The organism is Streptomyces herbicida, from assembly GCF_032656585.1.
In the GTDB taxonomy this organism is placed as follows: Bacteria; Actinomycetota; Actinomycetes; order Streptomycetales; family Streptomycetaceae; genus Streptomyces; species Streptomyces herbicida.
This window is the reverse complement of the sequence record NZ_JAUYWJ010000008.1, coordinates 185858-202377: the sequence shown is the minus strand read 5'-3', so window position 1 is coordinate 202377 and position 16520 is coordinate 185858. Positions and strand designations below refer to the sequence as shown.

The window sequence follows — 16520 nt, the reverse complement described above, 5'->3', positions numbered from 1 at the left end:
GGTCCCTGATGACGATGCGGGGGCGGGAGCCATCTGCCTAGGTTTGAGTGGTCAGGAAGGCTCCGCCCCCAGGAGGATTCCAGTGATCGTAGTGACCGGCGCCACCGGCAATGTCGGCCGGGCTCTCGTCGACCGGCTCGTCGCCGCGGACCGCCCCGTACGGGCGCTCACTCGCGACCCGGGGCGAGCCCGGCTGCCCGGGAAGGCCGAGGTGGTGAAATTCCGCCTGGCCGAGCCGGACGCGCTCTTCGAAGGAGCGACAGGGCTCTTCCTCTACGTCCAGGCGGCCGGCGAGCAGACCCCGGCTCTGCTCGACGCCGCCCGCAAGGCGGGTGTGCGGCATGTCGTCCTGCTCTCCTCCGGGGTCATCCAGGAGGGTTCCGACGAGACGCACCCCATCCACATCATGCATGCCACCGCCGAGCGGCAGGTCCGCGACAGCGGCCTGGAGTGGACCTTCCTGCGCCCCCACGCGTTCGCCACCAACGCGTTCCAGTGGGCGCCGCAGATCCGGGCCGGGAACACCGTCCGCGGCGTCTTCGCGGACATGCTCACGGCGCCGATCCACGAGGACGACATCGCCGCCGTCGCCGAACGCGCCCTCGTCGACGGCGGTCACGAGGGCGTGGCCCACCGCCTCACCGGCCCCGGCGCCACCACCAACACCGACCAGATCGCCGCGATCGGCCGGGCCATCGGCCGGGATCTGACCTTCGTCGAAGTGCCGCCGGAGGAGGCGGGGCCCGAGCTGTTCCCGGGCGCGCCGCCGCACTTCGTACGGGCCCTGCTGAAGAGCTTCGCCGCCACGGTTGGCGTACCCCCGGAGATCACCACCACGGTCCAGGACGTCACCGGCACCCCGGCCCGCACCTTCACCCAATGGTCCGAGGACCACGCGGACGACTTCCGAGCCCCCTGATCCGGCCACGGTGCCGGACCGCTCCACCAGCAGGAGCAGCTTGTCTTTGGGGGCCGCGGCCGGTGGCAGCGCGTAGAAGAGGCTCCGTACGTCACCCGGGCCCGGCTCCCGTGCCGGCGCCTGCCCACCGGGTGCATCGATCGCGATCACGTCAACCAGCCGCAGCCCCAACACGCTTTCCCCGCACGGGAGTACCCACTTTCGGGTTTCGATCGTTGGACTTTCCGGGCGCGTCGCCCCGATGGCGTACAAGCTGGAAGCCTCCACATGGATGTTCCCCTGCCCCGCGCCCCCGGAGGAGAGCCCATGAGCACGCCGCAGCCCCTCGCCTCAGGACCCGAAGGGCCCGACGCTCTGCGGCCGTTGATCGACACCGTGCTCGACGCGCTGCGGGAGGGCGGGCAGGCACGTGGCGGCCCCTTGCCCCCGGGCGGGCCGGAGGCGGTGGCCGCGGCCGTCGCGGACGCCGTGGGGGACGTGCTGCCGGACGAGGGCGACCCCGACGCGCTGCGCACCCTGGTCCGCGCCTTCGCCCAAGGCGCCGCCGACCCCGCCGACCCGCTCTGCGCGGCGCACCTGCACTGCCCGCCACTCGCCCTCGCCACGGCCGCCGACCTCGCCGCAAGCGCCCTCAACCCGTCCTTGGACTCCTGGGACCAGGCACCGGCCGCCTCCGCCCTCGAGGCCCTCGTCACCCGCGAACTCGCCCATGAGATCGGCCTGGCCGACTCGCTGGTCACCACCGGCGGCACCGAGTCCAACCAGCTCGCCCTGCTGCTCGCCCGCGAGGCCCACGGCGGAAGCGTGCGGCTCGTGTGCGGTGCCAACGCCCATCACTCCCTGCCCCGCGCGGCCTGGCTGCTGGGCCTGCCCGACCCGGTGGTCGTCCCCGCTCCCAACGGCACCCTCGACCCCGCCGCCCTCGACGAGGTCCTCACCCGCTTCCCCCGCCCCGTGCTGGTCGCCGCCACCGCCGGCACCACCGACGCCGGTCTCATCGACCCGCTGCCCGAGATCGCCGGTCTCTGCGCCGCCCACGGGGCCCGCCTGCACATCGACGCGGCGTACGGCGGCGGACTCGTCTTCAGCGAACGGCACCGCGAGAAGCTCGCCGGACTCGAGGCCGCCCACACCGTCACCCTCGACCTGCACAAGCTCGGCTGGCAGCCGGTCGCCGCGGGCCTCCTCGCCGTCTCCCGCCCCCGCGACCTGGGCGTACTGCAGCAGCACGCCGACTACCTCAACGCCGACGACGACACCGAGGCGGGCATGCCCGACCTGCTCGGCCGGTCCCTGCGCACCACCCGCCGCCCCGACGTCCTCAAGATCGCCGTCACCCTCAGGACCCTCGGCCGCACCGGCCTCGGCGCCCTCGTCGACCAGGTGTGCGCTCGGGCACGAGAGTTCGCGGCCCTCGTCCAGGAGCACCCCGCCTTCGAGCTGTACGACCGGCCGGTCATCAGCACCGTCCTGTTCCGGCCCGCCGGGGCCACCGACGACGCAGTCGCCGGCGTACGGCGCACCCTGCTGCACGAGGGCCGCGCCGTCCTCGGCCGGGCCCGCCTCGACGGCCGCCTCTGGCTCAAGGCCACCCTCCTCAACCCCCACACCCGGCCGGACGACCTGGCCGACCTCCTGAAACTCGTGGAAGGAACCGCCACCAGATGACCCACCCCCCGGACCACGAGCCAGAAGAACCCTGTGACCTGGTCGGCATCGGCATCGGACCGTTCAACCTCTCCCTCGCCGCCCTCGCCCACCCGCTCGCCGAACTCGACGCCGTCTTCTACGAGCAGCGCCCCGGCTTCGACTGGCACCCCGGCCTGCTCATCGAGGGCGCGACCATCCAAGTGCCGTTCCTCGCCGACCTGGTGACCCTCGCCGACCCGGCCAGCCGCTGGAGCTTCCTCAACTACCTCAAGGCCCGCAACCGGCTGTTCCCGTTCTACTTCGCCGAGCGCTTCCACATCCAGCGCACCGAGTACGACTCCTACTGCCGCTGGGTCTCCGAGAACCTCCCCGGACTGCGCTTCTCCCACCAGGTCGACGCCGTTCGCTGGCACCCCGGACGCGACGCCTTCGAGGTCGACTTCACCCGGCTCGACGCCGACGGGAACGCCGAGGCCACCGGCTGTACGTACACGAAGAACATCGTCCTCGGCGTCGGCACCGCCCCGTACATCCCGGACCCCCTCAAGCCCCTCGTCGAGGCCCCCGGCGCGCCCGTCATCCACGCCTCCGACTACCTCGACCACCGCGACGCCTTCCTCGCCGCCGGCCATGTCACCGTCGTCGGCTCGGGACAGTCCGGCGCCGAGGTCTTCCTCGACCTGCTGCGCCACCGCCCCGCCGGACGCGAGCGGCTGCACTGGATCGGCCGTACGGAGGCCTTCGCGCCGATGGAGTACTCCAAGCTCGGCCTGGAGCACTTCACGCCCGACTACACGCGCTACTTCCACGCCCTCGAGGAAAGCGTCCGCGACGGGCTCGTCGCCTCCCAGTGGCAGCTCCACAAGGGCATCGACGCCGACACCATCGCCGCGATCCACGACGAGCTCTACCGCCGCACCCTGCGCGGCGGCTGGCCCGACGCCGTCCTCACCCCCGGTGTCCGGGTCCGCACGGCGGGGCGCGTCGCCACCACCAAGGTCGAGCTCCATCTGGAGCACGTCCAGCAGAACTGCCGCTCCCGGCTCACCACGGACGCCGTCGTCCTCGCCACCGGCTACCGGGAACGCCCTCTGGACCGCATCCTCGCGGGCCTCGACCCCTATCTGCGGCGTGACACCAGCGAACGCCCCCATGTCGACGAGCGGTTCCGGCTCGTCCTCGACCGAGCGGTCACCGGCACGGCCTATGTCCAGAACGCCGAACTCCACACCCACGGCGTCGGCGCCCCCGACCTCGGCCTCGCCGCTTGGCGCAGCGCCACCATCCTCAACTCCCTGACCGGGAAGGAGCCGTATCCGCTGCCCGCGCGGACGGCGTTCACCACGTTCGGACTCGAGCAGCCGGAGCGGATCCCCGAGGCCCGGCGACAGCCGACGCTGACCCCGCTGGCGGAGAGCCGGTGAGGAAGACCCCGGACGCGGAAGAGTCGGCCCCTGCGTCAGCGGCGTCGGGGCCGGAGATGACCGCCGACGCCGCCGAACCGGCCCTGCCGGACCTCTAGAACACCGGGGTTCCGTTGCGGGTGAGCTTCCAGTCCACCGACGCGAAGTCCTTCGGGTCCAGAACACCCTTCGCGGTCACCCACTCCGAGATCCGGGTCCGGATCTCGGTCGACTCCGACCACAGCTCCTTGGCCGAGGCGACGTGCGGGAACGCGCCGCCGCCGTTCGCGCGGTAGTTGTTCACCGCGAACACGAACTGCTGGGCGTCGTCCAGGGCGGCACCGTTGTAGGTGAGGTTCTTGATCCGCGAACCGGCCGACTGGGCGATGTCGATCTCGTACTGGAAGCCCGACACGTAGTCGTAGTTGTAGTCCGGGCGGTTGTTGGCGTTCGTCAGTTTCTCGACGTCGACGGCGGCGTCGGTCGCCGTCTGGACGAAGTACTCGGCTGAGTACTCCAGGTATGCCCTGATCTGCGCGCCCGTCAGCAGCTTGGCGACCAGCGTGTTGTCGTACACGTACAGGCTCGACAGGTCCCGGATCGTCACCTTGCCGGCCGGGATCTCCGAGGTGCGGGAGAACGGCGAGGCCTGCGAGACCACCGGCAGCGAGGCGTACTCGGTGCCCGCCAACGCCGCCTTCACCACGTCCTCCTGGACCTTGGTGATCAGGTCGATGATCGGGGCGTCCTTGTAGCGGGCGTCGACCGTGGTCAGGGTCTCGGTCGCGGTCCCGACGACCTGGTTGACGTACTCGACGACCTTCGCGTGCTCGTCGGTCAGCAGCTTGGTGATCTTCGGGTCGTCGGCGACCGTGTTGGAGTTGAGTACCTTCGAGGAGACGGACTCGACGGTCCACCTGCCCTTTCCGAAGACCAGCTCGATGTCGAAGACGGACAGGCGCTCCGCGTACGCCAGCGGCTCCGACAGCACGACCGTCCTGCCGGTCTTGGCGTTGGTGACCTTCAGCTCCGGGATCTCCACGTGCGCATGGCCGACGAGGATCGCGTCGATGCCGGGCACCTGCTGGGCGACCAGCGCGGCCGAGTTCTCGATGTACGGCAGCTGGTCACCGTACGACGAGGTGCCCGACGAGCCGGAGTGCGCCGACACGACGACCACGTCCGCGCCCATCGCCCGCAGCTTCGGCACCCACTTCGCGGCCTGCTCCTCCAGGCCCGGGAAGGCCAGCTTGCCCTGGACGTAGGCCTTGTCCCAGATCGCGATGCCCGGGTTGGTCAGACCGAGGACGGCGACCTTCACCGGCCGGGCGCCGGGCACGTGGAACTTCTTGATGAAGTAGGGAGGGAAGGCGGGCCTCAGCGTCTTCGCGTCCACGGCGTTGGCGCCGAGCAGCGGGAAGTGGCACTGGTCCTCGAACTTGCGCAGCGTCTCGATGCCGTAGTTGAACTCGTGGTTGCCGAGCGCCGCCGCGTCGTAGCCGATGGCGTTCATCGCCTGCGCCATCGGGTGCACCGGGCCGCCCTTGGCGGTGATCGGGTCGACCTTGGCGTAGTAGTACGTCAGCGGGGTGCCCTGGATCGTGTCGCCCGCGTCCAGCAGCAGCGTGTTGCAGTGGCCCTTCTCCGCGCGGATCTGGTTCACCAGGGTGGAGATACGGGCCAGGCCCTGCGCGTTGCCCGCCTTGTCGGTGTACTCCGCGTTCTTGAAGTAGTCCCAGTTGAAGACGTGGCCGTGCAGGTCGGTGGTGCCCATGACGGTCAGGGAGTAGCGCTTCGCCGGCCTCGCCGCCGCCCCGGTCTCCGCAGCCTGCGCGGCCGGAGCCGCCGCGGCACCGGCGATCGCGACCCCCGCTCCGGTCACGGCGGACTTCTTCAGGAACTTCCGACGGTTCAACGGCATGTCTTGGTCTCCTAGGGGAACGGTCAACAACGCGCGTAGATTCTGACCTGAGCATGACTGACGGCAACAGGTCCGGGAGGTTGCGATCTGGTGACCTCATCGGTGAACTCCGTTGCCACCAAACAGGTAAGACATGACAGAGTGGGGCGTATGACCGCTCCGTACGGCACCGCCGACGCCCCTCGCATCGCCGTCCGCGGCGAGGCCCATCTCGAAGTCGACCCCGAGGTCGCCCGCATCGGAGTCACCGTCAACGCGCGCGGGCGGGACCGGCGTTCGGCCCTGGACGACCTCACCCGCCGCAACGCCGCCGTCCTCGACCTCGTGAAGTCCTACGGCGAGGCCGTGGAACGCCTGGAGACCGGCTTCTTCTCCATCACCCCGGAACTGTCCGCGCACGGCCGGAGCGAGCGCGTCCGCACCTACCACGGCCGCGTCCACGTCACCGCGGAGCTCTCCGACTTCACCGCCCTCGGCGAACTCACCACGCGCCTGGCCGACTTGGAGCTGACCCGGGTCGACGGCCCCTGGTGGACCCTGCGCCCCGACTCACCGGTGCACCGTCAGGCCCGCCAGCAGGCGGTGCGCGAGGCGGTCCAGCGCGCCCGCGAGTACGCGGAGGCGCTCGGCACCACACTGGCCGCGCTGGTGGAACTGGCCGACATCGGCGCGGAGAAAGCGGAGCCCTACGCCCCCCAGCCCCCCGGCCGAGCCCGCTCCATGGCCTTCGCCGCGGCGGCGGAGGACGCGGCGGCCCCCCTGGACCTCGAACCCCAGCGCCAGCACGTCCACGCCCAGGTCAACGCCCGCTTCACGATGGCTCCGCCGCGACTGTGAGCCCAGGGGCACTGCGAGGCCACGTTCCGGATTCGGAATGGGCCGTTGCGATCATGCGGGCCTTTCGGGGGAGCGGAACGCCTCTGCTCGGAAATGCCACTCCCGGTGACCGTCTGCTGATTCGCCACGGCCGTGTGTGACGGAACCCCGGTTCCGGTCGGTGCTCCATATGCTCATCGGAGCGCCGGTGCGCACAATTCAACACTTGTCAATAGGGCTTCACGTAAAGGTTGTTGAGTAGTCACCCCCGACGAATTCTCTACCCACGGGTAAGGCCTAGGCTCGATTCATGCGCCGAGCAAAGATCGTTTGTACTCTGGGGCCCGCCACCGACTCGTACGACCAGATCAAGGCACTGGTCGAGGCCGGAATGGACGTCGCCCGATTCAATCTCAGCCACGGCAGCTACGCCGAGCACGAGGAGCGTTACCAGCGCGTGCGAAAGGCGGCCGACGAGTCCGGCCGCAGTGTCGGGGTCCTCGCCGACCTTCAGGGTCCGAAGATCCGGCTCGGCCGATTCGCCGAAGGACCCGTACTCCTTGAACGCGGCGACTCCTTCACCATCACGGTGGAACCGGGTGCCGAGGGTGACCGCAACCAGTGCGGCACCACCTACTCCGGTCTCGCCGCCGACGTCACTCCGGGTGAGCGCGTCCTCGTCGACGACGGCAAGGTCTGCCTCGAGGTCACCTCCGTCGACGGCCCGCGCGTGCACACCGTCGTGGTCGAGGGCGGCATGGTCTCCGACCACAAGGGCCTGAACCTGCCCGGCGTCGCCGTCTCCGTCCCAGCACTCTCCGAGAAGGACGAGGCCGACCTCCGCTGGGCGCTGCGCACCGGCTTCGACGTCATCGCGCTGTCCTTCGTCCGCAGCGGCAAGGACGTCGAGGACGTCCACCGCATCATGGACGAGGAGGGCCGCCGCCTCCCGGTGATCGCCAAGGTGGAGAAGCCGCAGGCGGTCGAGGCGATCGACGACATCGTCGCCGCCTTCGACGGCCTGATGGTGGCCCGCGGCGATCTGGGCGTGGAGATGCCTCTGGAGCAGGTCCCGATCGTCCAGAAGCGGGCCATCAAGCTGGCCAAGCGCAACGCCAAGCCGGTCATCGTGGCGACGCAGATGCTCGACTCCATGATCGACAACGCGCGCCCGACCCGCGCGGAGGCCTCCGATGTCGCCAACGCGGTCATCGACGGCACGGACGCGGTGATGCTGTCCGGCGAGACCAGCGTCGGCAAGTACGCCATCGGGACGGTGCGCACCATGGCCCGTATCGTCGAGGCGGCCGAGGAGGACATCCTGGCCAGGGGCCTCCCGCCGCTGACCGAGCGGAACAAGCCCCGTACCCAGGGCGGCGCGGTCGCCCGGGCCGCGGCCGAGATGGGCGACTTCCTCAGTGCGAAGTTCCTGGTCGCCTTCACCGAGTCCGGCGACACGGTCCGCCGCCTCTCCCGCTACCGCTCGCCCATTCCGCTGCTGGCCTTCACCCCGGAGCAGGCCACCCGCTCGCAGCTCAGCCTCACCTGGGGCGTCGAGACCTTCCTCGGCCCGCACGTCGGCTCGACGGACGCCATGGTCGACCAGGTGGACGAACTGCTCCTGAAATACGGCCGTTGCCAGAAGGGAGACATCGTGGTCATCACGGCCGGCTCCCCGCCCGGTGTCTCCGGCTCGACCAACATGGTCCGCGTCCATCACATCGGCGAGGACGACAGCCCCAGGTGACCGGATGACGGCGAAGGGCCCCTCCCGGAGGAGGGGCCCCGCAAAGTCATGACCTGGAACAGTGACCTTGGAATCCAAGGAAAAAGTGCCCCGGGTCGGACTCGAACCGACACTGTACGGGTTTTGAATCCGTTGCCTGCTGCCAATTGGGCTACCGGGGCTCGCAGATTCCAAGGTTTCCCCTGACCCTCCGCGCGTCCACCATACCGTAGCTAGGTAGGCTCTTGTCAGCAGTACCCCTGCCCTGAACGAGGAGCCCCCGTGACCGCCGAGTCGCCCCAGCCCGTAGACGCGCCCGACGACGACAAGTCGCACGTGCCTCCGCTGACGACCCGAGTCGTCATCGCCGAGGACGAGGCCCTGATCCGGCTCGACCTCAAAGAGATGCTGGAGGAGGAGGGGTACACCGTCGTCGGCGAGGCCGGTGACGGCGAGCAGGCCGTGGAGCTCGCCCGCGAGCACCGGCCGGACCTGGTCATCCTCGATGTGAAGATGCCCAAGCTGGACGGCATCTCGGCGGCGGAGAAGATCGCCGAGGAGTCCATCGCGCCCGTCCTCATGCTCACCGCCTTCTCGCAGCGCGACCTGGTCGAGCGGGCCCGTGACGCCGGCGCCATGGCCTACCTGGTGAAGCCGTTCAGCAAGAGCGATGTCGTGCCGGCCATCGAGATGGCGGTCTCCCGCTTCACCGAGCTGAAGCAGCTGGAGCAGGAGGTCGCCGACCTCAGCCAGCGGCTGGAGACCCGCAAGCTCGTCGACCGGGCGAAGTCCGTCCTCCAGACCGAGTACGGCCTGACCGAGCCGGCCGCCTTCCGGTGGATCCAGAAGACCTCCATGGACCGCCGGATGTCCATGCAGCAGGTCGCCGAGGCCGTCATCGCGGACAGCGAGGAGAAGAAGTCCGCCAAGGGCTGAGCCGCCCGGAACGCACGACGAGGCCCGCGCCCGGAGAGGGGGCGCGGGCCTCGTCGTATGCGCGATCAGTCCTCGCCGAGGTAGGCCTTGCGCACGGACTCGTCGTGCAGCAGGTCCTGGCCGGAGCCCGACAGGACGATGTTGCCGACCTCCATGACGTGGCCGTGGTCGGCCAGCGACAGGGCGGCCTGGGCGTTCTGCTCGACCAGCAGAATCGTTGTTCCCTGGGACTTCAGCTCCGCGATGGTCGCCATGATCTTCTGCATCATGATCGGGGAGAGTCCCATGGACGGCTCGTCGAGCATCAGCAGCTTCGGCTGGGACATCAGGGCCCGGCCCATCGCCAGCATCTGCTGCTCACCGCCCGAGAGGGTGCCGGCCGCCTGCTTCCTGCGCTCCCCGAGGATGGGGAAGAGGTCGTAGGCGCGCTGGATGTCCTTCTCGATGCCCGGCTTGTCGCTCCGCAGGAACGCACCGAGGCGCAGATTGTCCTCGATGGTCATACGGGGGAAGATGTGCCGCCCCTCGGGGGAGTGGGCGAGCCCCAGCGAGACCACCTGATGGGCCGGGATCTTCTTCAGCGACTTGCCGTTGAACCTGATCTGCCCGCCGACCGGCTTGAGCAGGCCGGAGAGGGTGCGCAGGGTCGTGGTCTTGCCGGCGCCGTTGGTGCCGATCAGGGTGACGACCTCGCCGGCCTCGACCTTGAACGAGATGCCTTTGACGGCCTCGATCTTGCCGTAGGCGACCCGGAGGTCCTCGACTTCGAGCAGTGCGGTCATCGGTCGTTCTCCTTGCCGGGCGCGGCGTCCGTCGTGGTCTCGGCGTGCGCCTCGGCGGCCTCGACCTCGGCCACCTCCTCGTCGCCGGGAGCATTCTCGAAGGGTTCGCCGAGGTACGCGGCGACGACCCGCTCGTCGCCCTGCACGGTCGCGCTGTCGCCCTCGACGAGCTTCTCGCCCTGCACCAGGACGGCGACGCGGTCGCAGAGGTTGAAGATGAAGCGCATGTCGTGCTCGATGACGAGGACGGCGATGCCCCTGTCACGGATCGCGAAGACCAGTTCCTCGGTGGCCCGGGTCTCCTGCGGGTTCATGCCCGCGGTCGGCTCGTCGAGGAGCAGCAGACCGGGCTCGCTCGCCAGCGCCCGGGCGATCTCCAGTTTGCGCTGCTCGCCGTAGGGCAGGTTGCGGGCCAGGTGCTCGGCCTTCTTCTCCAGGCCCACGAACTCCAGGAGCTCCATGGCGCGTGCGCGGGAGGCCGCCTCGGCCTTGTGGAAGCCGGGGCCGCGCAGCAGGGCGGACCAGAGGCCCTCCTTGGTGCGGGTGTGGCGGCCGACGAGGACGTTCTCCAGGACCGTCATGTTGGCGAACAGACGGATGTTCTGGAAGGTACGGGCGATGCCGGCCGCGGTGACCTTGAAGGACTTCGGCGGCAGGACGTTGCCCTTGTAGCGGACCTCGCCCTCGGTGGGGATGTACAGGCCGGTGAGGCAGTTGAAGAAGGTCGTCTTGCCGGCGCCGTTGGGGCCGATCAGGCCGACGATCTCGCCGCTGTTGACGGTGAAGTCGACATTGCGCACGGCCGTCAGGCCACCGAAGCGCATCGTGACGCCACGGGCGTCGAGCACGACCTCGCCGGGGGTGGGGGCGCCGGGTGCGGCGTCCTTGGTGGTGGTGTCGGTAGTCATCGTGGTCAGGCCCCTGCCTTGGTGAGGACGGCGGGCGCTTCGGCCTCTTCGTGGAATTCGAGCTGGCGGCGCCGGTTCGGGATGAGGCCTTCCGGACGGAAGCGCATGAGCACCATGAGCGTGACGCCGAAGGCGAAGAGCTGGTAGTCGCCCAGGAACTGGAGCTTGGCGGGGATCAGGTACAGCAGAGCCGCGCCGACCAGCGGTCCGGCGATCGTGCCCATGCCGCCGAGGACGACCGCGGCCAGCAGGAAGGCCGAGTTCGGCGGGACGACGTGGGCGAACTGGTACTGCTCCGGGGTCACCGTGTAGGTGACGTGGGCCTGGACGGAGCCGGCGAGGCCCGCCAGGCAGGCACCCAGGGCGAAGGCGATGAGCTTGACCCGGAAGCCGTTGATGCCCATGGCGAGCGCCGCGGTCTCGTCCTCGCGGATGGCGATCCAGGCGCGGCCGATGCGGGAGTCGCTGCTGCGCCGGAACACCACGACCACGATGAGCGTGATGAGCAGCATCAGCAGGAAGTAGTTCGCGAACCGGCCGACGGTGGTCCCGAGGACGGTGTGCTCCTGGCCGAAGTCGAAGCCGAGGATGTTCAGGTTCGGGATCGAGGAGATGCCGTTGGAGCCGTTGGTGACGTCCGGACCCGAGGTGCCGTCCATGTTGAGGACGGTGATGCGGAAGATCTCACCGAAGCCGAGGGTCACGATGGCGAGGTAGTCGCCGCGCAGACGCAGGGTCGGGGCGCCGATCAGCACACCGAAGACCATGGCGACGGCCGCGCCGCACAGTGCCGAGGCCCAGAACGGCCAGTTCACGTGCAGCGGCGAGGACGGCGATCCGGAGACCAGGGCCGCGGTGTAGGCGCCGACACCGAGGAAGGCGACGTAACCGAGGTCGAGGAGGCCGGCGAGGCCGACGACGATGTTCAGGCCGAGCGCGACGGTGGCGAAGATCAGGATGTAGACGCCGATCGTCGCGTACTGGTCGTCGGACTGGGTGAACGGGAAGGCGGCAGCGGCGGCGAAGGCGCCGGCCATGGTCACCGTGCGGTGCCGTGCGGTGATCGCCGAGACCCGGGCCACGAGCCCGGCCTTGGCGAGGGCGGAGAAGCTGAAACCGGCGGTGATGAGGAAGCCGATGAACAGCTGGTCGTACTCGGTGCCGATGCCGTAGGTGAAGACGGTCAGACCGACGGCCATGGCCGCCACGATGACGAGGATCTCGGCGTAGGCGGGCAGGTTGCGGGCCGGGGCCGGGGTCTCGGAGGCGAAGGCCGCCTTGAAGACGTTCCAGTTCTCGCGGGACTTGTGGCGGAACGCCTCCATGCCGGTGTCGTCCGGGTCGGACGGCTCGGGGGCCGGACGCTCGAACGGCAGGGCCAGCGCGCCGAGCAGGGCGGCCAGCGTGGCAATGGCGACGACGAAGCCGCCGGGCTCCAGGTTCACCACGCCGCCCAGCTTGGCGCTGATGGCGATGACGGTGTACCAGGCGGTGGCGAAGGTGCCGAGAGCGGACACCTTCAGGGCGGCGTCGGCGCTCCCGGGTGTCAGCCAGCCGAGGCCCTTGACGCCGTACGAGGCGAGGCCGAACAGGGTGGTGAGGATGCCGCCGATGAGGACGAGGACCTGAAGGCCGCCCGGGTAGCCGTAGACGGTGAGGTCACCGGGGAACTCCGAGGTCCAGGTCCAGGCGAGGAACGTGGAGACGATCGCCAGGGCGCCGCCACCGGTGGCGAGGGCCCGCCCGAGGGAGGCCGGGAGGCCGATGAGTCCGGACTGAGCGGCCGCGGGGGCGCTCGGGGTTTCTGCTGCGGTCTGTGTGGTCATCGGTGTCACGCCCTGTCCGCGACGCGCTCGCCGAGCAGACCTTGGGGCCTGAACAGCAGCACGAGGATGAGGAGTACGAACGCCCAGACGTCTGCCCAGGACTGGCTGCCGAACTTGTCCATGCCGGGGATGTCCCCGATGTAGGCGGTGGACAGGGCCTCGGCGATGCCGAGGACGATGCCGCCGAGCATGGCGCCGTAGATGTTGCCGATGCCGCCGAGGACGGCCGCGGTGAAGGCCTTCAGACCGAGGATGAAGCCCATGCGGAAGTCGATCTGGCCGTACTTGAAGCCGTAGGCGACGGATCCGACGGCGGCGAAGGTGGCACCGAGGGCGAACGCGACCACGATGATGCGGTCGGTGTTGATGCCCATCAGCTTCGCGGTGTCCGGGTCCTGCGCGGTGGCCTGCATACCGCGCCCGGTGCGGGTGCGCATCACGAAGTAGGCCAGGAACGCCATGCTGATCGGGGCGGCGATGAGCAGGAAGATGTCACCGCTCTGGATGGTGACGCTGCCGATGTCGAAGGGGCCGCCCGGCAGGCTGGGGAAGGTGCGGGCGGACTTCGCCTCGGGGTACCACGCCCACACCGCCTGCTGCAGGGCCAGGGAGAGGCCGATCGCGGTGATCAGGGGGGCGAGGCGGGGGGCGCTGCGCAGGGGGCGGTAGGCGAACCGTTCCGCTCCGACGGCGATCGTGACAGCGACCAGGATGGCGCCGACGAGCATCAGCGGCAGGGCCACCCACATGTTGGTGCCGTCGGGAAGGATGTACACGTAGACCGTGAGCGCGCCGAAGGCGCCGGTCATGAATATCTCGCCGTGGGCGAAGTTGATGAGCTGGACAATGCCATAGACCATCGTGTAGCCGATGGCGACCAGCCCGTACATGGATCCAAGTAGCAGGCCGTTGACCAGCTGCTGCGGCAGTTCGTTCACCGCATGTCCTCCGAGACTTCGGATGTTCGACGGATGTGCCGGATGCGTGTCCGCGCGGGGCGCCAGTGGAACAGCGCCCCGCGCGGCTCGATGGTGCGGGTGTGGGTCAGCTGCCGTTGTAGGTGCCGGACTCCACGGCCTTCCAGGCCCCGCCCTCGACGGAGTACACGGTGAGCTGCTTGTTGGTCGCGTCACCGTACTCGTCGAAGGAGACCTTGCCGGTCACACCGTCGAAGGAGACGTTCTGCACCGCGGCGGTGATCTTCGCGCGGGCGTCGGACGGCAGCTTGCCGCCGTTGTCGTCGACGGCCTTCTTCACGGCCTCGATGATCGCCCAGGCGGAGTCGTACGAGTAACCGCCGTAGGCGCCGTACGCCTCGGTGTAGCCGCCGGCCTTGTAGTTGGCGACGAACTCCTTGGCCGAGGCCAGGGTCTCGACCGGTGCGCCGACCGAGGTGGCGAGGTCGCCGGTGCCGGAGGCGCCCGCCAGCTTGATGAAGTCGTCGGCGTAGATGCCGTCACCGCCGACCAGCGGGATCTTGGCACCGGCGGCCTTGATCTGCTTGCTGAGCGGACCGGCCTGCGGGTACTCGCCGCCGTAGTAGACCACGTCGGCCCCGGAGTTCTTCACCTTGGTGGCGACCGCGGAGAAGTCCTTGGTGTCGGGGTTGATGTGCTCGGTGCCGGCCACCTTGCCGCCGAGCTTCTTGAACTCTGCGGTGAATGTGGCGGCGAGGCCGGCGCCGTAGGTCTTCTTGTCGTCGATGACGAAGACCTTCTTCTTCTTGGCCTTGTTGAAGACGTACTGGGCGGCGAACGGGCCCTGAATGGCGTCCGTGGTCGCGGTGCGGAAGTACGACTTGTACGGCCGCGACTTGGACTTCTGCCAGTTGTCGCCCTGGGTCAGGGCCGGGTTGGTGTTGGCCGGCGATACCTCGACGAGCTTGGCGTCGTCGAAGACCTTCTGCATCGACTGGGCGACGGAGGAGTTCAGCGGACCGACCACACCGAGGACGTCCTTCTCGCCGACGAACTTGGTGGCGTTCGTCTGACCCGAGGAGGGCTGGGCCTGGTCGTCGAGGGCCTCGACCTTGAAGGTCACGCCCTTGACGTAGTTCTTCTTGTTGGCCTGTTTGGCCGCGAGGTCCACCGAGTTCTTGATGCCCAGGCCGAGCGCGGACAGGTCGCCGGTCAGCGGGGCGTCGACGCCGATGACGACGGTGGTGCCACCGTTGCCGGAGTCCGAGCCCTTGTCGCCGCTGTCGCGCGAGCCGCAGGCGGTGAGGGTGAGTGCTCCCGCTGCCAGCGCGGCGGTGATGGCGATGAGCGAACGTTGACGCACGGTCAGTCCTTTCCCTGGCACAACCGCATCCCCGTGGAGGCGGTCGAGTCGCCCGCAGAGTCGAACCTGGAAATCCGACGGCGTGGTGACTGGCGGTGACTCTAAGCGCGGGTGGGGAAGGTCGAGGAGGGTCTGACGAATGCTGTGACGCTCTTGTTATGACACGAGGTAACGCACAGCGGTACACGGTGGGGGGAACAGCGGAATTCAGGCCGATTCGCCCCGTCCGCATTGTGAGAACCCGCAGGACTCACCCCCATCTGTTCAGGTGTCTCAGGGGTTTTGGTGATTACCTGGAATTGTTGCCGCAGGCGACCTGAAGTGCCTCTGACAGGTGCTGGGCGTACCGGGACCCGAGGATGAAACTCTGGACCTGTATTGCCCGCGTATTACGTAGAGTTACTTCCAGGAAAGGCAGTCCGGCGTCCTTCGGAACCTTTCCGCATTCGGTCACATGCATGGTTATCGTGATCTTGCGGGCGTGGCCCGCCTTTGTACCGAAGGGGGCGCGCGGCGCCTCGGTCAGCGAGAGCCCGGCGTACGGCTGGGTGACCCGGGTCACGGTCACCGGCGGTCCGGACAGGACGGTCAGGGACACCGCGAAGCTGAAACTGCGGGGCGGGGCGTCGGGCGGGGTGGGCCGGCCGTCGAGGAAGGCCATCTCCACCACCTGTGCCGGGTACGGCGGTTGGGGCGGAGGTGGTTGCTTCGGCCGGGTCGCGTAGAGGTAGCCGCCGCCCGCGAGGAGGGCGGCCGCCGCGGTGAGGGCCAGGGCGGCCCGGCGGTGGCGGGCGTACAGCGGCGCCAGACGCGCGCGCGTGCGACCGGGAGGCCGGACGACCTCCGCCTCGTGGGTGTCCCACGCGCGCGTGCCCTCTCCCGGCTCGACCGGGCCCACGCCGCTCATCGCCACGGACCTCCGCTCGGGGTTCCGCCGCGGTACCGCTCGGCGCAGGCCGCGCGCGCCTGACGGCCGATCAATTCGTCGGCGGCCTCGGCCCCTTGACGCCGTTTCGCGGTCCGCGCGGCATCCACGACGTTCCGCAGGATCTCGTACTGCCCGTTGGACAGGCCCATCGACTGGTAGTCGCCGTAGGTGCCGCTGTCGAGCACCTTCCGCGACCAGTTCGCGACGATCGTGGCGCACAGCTCGGCGTCGGAGGTCGCCGACGCCGAGACGGAGCGGGGAGTGCCGCCGGGACGACCGGATGCGTCGGCCGAGGTCCCGGACCCGGCGCACCCGGTCGTCAACACGGCTGCCAGCAGCGCCAGCCCGAGCCCCAGTGTGGTCGCCCCCGGCCGGGGGGCTCCTCGCCGTTCCATGTGCCGACGCTAAAGGGGCGGACGGCGGGG

14 protein-coding genes and 1 tRNA gene are annotated in these 16520 nt (G+C 69.4%); 6 read left to right on the top strand and 9 right to left on the bottom strand.

What is annotated here, in order from left to right:
• Positions 1–82: 82 nt before the first annotated feature.
• The 3 genes from Q8A52_RS18745 (at position 83) to Q8A52_RS18735 (ending at position 3993) form a co-directional block, all read left to right on the top strand.
• A complete protein-coding gene (locus Q8A52_RS18745; RefSeq protein WP_316753610.1) occupies positions 83–919 on the top strand; it encodes an NAD(P)H-binding protein in 837 nt (278 codons plus the stop codon).
• A gap of 306 nt (positions 920–1225) precedes the next feature.
• On the top strand, positions 1226–2587 hold the full coding sequence (locus Q8A52_RS18740; RefSeq protein WP_316753608.1) for a pyridoxal phosphate-dependent decarboxylase family protein: 1362 nt from the start codon (positions 1226–1228) through the stop codon (positions 2585–2587).
• The gene (locus Q8A52_RS18735; RefSeq protein WP_316753606.1) at positions 2584–3993 is read left to right on the top strand and encodes a lysine N(6)-hydroxylase/L-ornithine N(5)-oxygenase family protein; all 1410 of its coding nucleotides are present in this window, start codon (positions 2584–2586) and stop codon (positions 3991–3993) included. Before Q8A52_RS18740 ends, Q8A52_RS18735 begins: the two co-directional genes overlap by 4 nt.
• 94 nt (positions 3994–4087) lie before the next feature.
• On the opposite strand, the gene Q8A52_RS18730 is transcribed toward Q8A52_RS18735, so the two are convergent.
• Positions 4088–5893 (bottom strand): bifunctional metallophosphatase/5'-nucleotidase, encoded by a 1806-nt coding sequence (locus Q8A52_RS18730; RefSeq protein ID WP_316753604.1) that lies wholly within the window; start codon positions 5891–5893, stop codon positions 4088–4090.
• A gap of 150 nt (positions 5894–6043) precedes the next feature.
• Here Q8A52_RS18730 and Q8A52_RS18725 point away from each other — a divergent pair, with 150 nt between their 5' ends.
• Together Q8A52_RS18725 and pyk are read left to right on the top strand one after the other, a co-directional pair.
• Entirely contained in the window at positions 6044–6730 is a 687-nt protein-coding gene (locus tag Q8A52_RS18725; protein WP_316753602.1) for an SIMPL domain-containing protein, read from the top strand.
• Between the two features lie 289 nt (positions 6731–7019).
• On the top strand, positions 7020–8456 hold the full coding sequence (pyk, locus tag Q8A52_RS18720; protein WP_316753600.1) for a pyruvate kinase: 1437 nt from the start codon (positions 7020–7022) through the stop codon (positions 8454–8456).
• Positions 8457–8542: 86 nt separating this feature from the next.
• Here the strand turns inward: pyk and Q8A52_RS18715 are convergent.
• Positions 8543–8617, bottom strand: a tRNA-Leu gene (locus Q8A52_RS18715).
• 100 nt (positions 8618–8717) lie between these two features.
• On the opposite strand from Q8A52_RS18715, the gene Q8A52_RS18710 reads away from it, so the two are divergent.
• The gene (locus tag Q8A52_RS18710; protein WP_316753598.1) at positions 8718–9371 is read left to right on the top strand and encodes an ANTAR domain-containing response regulator; all 654 of its coding nucleotides are present in this window, start codon (positions 8718–8720) and stop codon (positions 9369–9371) included.
• Positions 9372–9436: 65 nt separating this feature from the next.
• Here the strand turns inward: Q8A52_RS18710 and Q8A52_RS18705 are convergent, their stop codons facing one another.
• From Q8A52_RS18705 to Q8A52_RS18675, 7 genes are all read right to left on the bottom strand, one after another.
• Positions 9437–10153: an ABC transporter ATP-binding protein gene (locus tag Q8A52_RS18705; protein WP_316753596.1), complete on the bottom strand. Its 717-nt coding sequence runs from the start codon at positions 10151–10153 to the stop codon at positions 9437–9439.
• The gene (locus Q8A52_RS18700; protein ID WP_316753594.1) at positions 10150–11061 is read right to left on the bottom strand and encodes an ABC transporter ATP-binding protein; all 912 of its coding nucleotides are present in this window, start codon (positions 11059–11061) and stop codon (positions 10150–10152) included. The genes Q8A52_RS18705 and Q8A52_RS18700 overlap by 4 nt, the downstream gene beginning before the upstream one ends.
• Positions 11062–11066: 5 nt before the next feature.
• Positions 11067–12887, bottom strand: a complete 1821-nt coding sequence (locus tag Q8A52_RS18695) for a branched-chain amino acid ABC transporter permease (protein WP_316753592.1) — start codon at positions 12885–12887, stop codon at positions 11067–11069.
• 5 nt (positions 12888–12892) lie between these two features.
• Positions 12893–13825 carry a branched-chain amino acid ABC transporter permease gene (locus Q8A52_RS18690; RefSeq protein WP_316753590.1) on the bottom strand — a complete coding sequence of 311 codons (933 nt, stop codon included), beginning with the start codon at positions 13823–13825 and terminating at the stop codon, positions 12893–12895.
• A gap of 106 nt (positions 13826–13931) precedes the next feature.
• On the bottom strand, positions 13932–15167 hold the full coding sequence (locus tag Q8A52_RS18685; protein ID WP_316753588.1) for a branched-chain amino acid ABC transporter substrate-binding protein: 1236 nt from the start codon (positions 15165–15167) through the stop codon (positions 13932–13934).
• A 289-nt stretch (positions 15168–15456) separates the two neighbouring features.
• Complete coding sequence (locus Q8A52_RS18680) at positions 15457–16074, bottom strand: Tat pathway signal sequence domain protein (RefSeq protein ID WP_316753586.1); 618 nt, start codon at positions 16072–16074, stop codon at positions 15457–15459.
• Positions 16071–16490 (bottom strand): hypothetical protein, encoded by a 420-nt coding sequence (locus tag Q8A52_RS18675; protein WP_316753584.1) that lies wholly within the window; start codon positions 16488–16490, stop codon positions 16071–16073. Before Q8A52_RS18675 ends, Q8A52_RS18680 begins: the two co-directional genes overlap by 4 nt.
• Positions 16491–16520 lie beyond the last annotated feature (30 nt).